The sequence below is a fragment of the Limosilactobacillus mucosae genome, assembly GCF_046939755.1.
In the GTDB taxonomy this organism is placed as follows: Bacteria; Bacillota; Bacilli; order Lactobacillales; family Lactobacillaceae; genus Limosilactobacillus; species Limosilactobacillus mucosae_A.
This window is the reverse complement of record NZ_JBKZAY010000106.1, coordinates 1-382: the sequence shown is the minus strand read 5'-3', so window position 1 is coordinate 382 and position 382 is coordinate 1. Positions and strand designations below refer to the sequence as shown.

The 382-nt window shown below is 45.8% G+C and carries 1 protein-coding gene; it reads right to left on the bottom strand.

Annotated elements, in window-relative coordinates:
* Positions 1–382, bottom strand: a 382-nt coding sequence (locus ACLUWI_RS10370) for an RNA-guided endonuclease InsQ/TnpB family protein (RefSeq protein WP_412147247.1), incomplete at both ends; no start/stop codon positions are given.

Below are 382 nucleotides of genomic sequence, written 5' to 3'. Positions count from 1 at the left end.
GCTGATGCTCATTGCCAAGGCATGATTTTTTAACAGATTCTTACTCCTCAATTCTTCGGCTACAACGAGATCTTGGTTCTTGATCAGTGCTGTAGACGTGCGTTGGAGAAAATCATGGCGGCGGTCAAATACCCGTGCATGGATCTTTGCGACTAACAAACGCTGCTTCTGGTAGTTTTTGCTTTCTCGCAAAGAACGCTGCTCTTTTTTAGCCCGGCGCTGTCGGCGTGAAAGAGTGCGCTGTGCTTTAGCTAATTTTCCCTTAATTGTTCGATAGTAGCGTGGGTTGGCGATGGTTCGACCATCACTGGCAGTCAGAAAGTTTTCTGTGTTTAGGTCAATACCAATTTGCCGATTAGTGCGACTAAGCTTAGGAACAAAA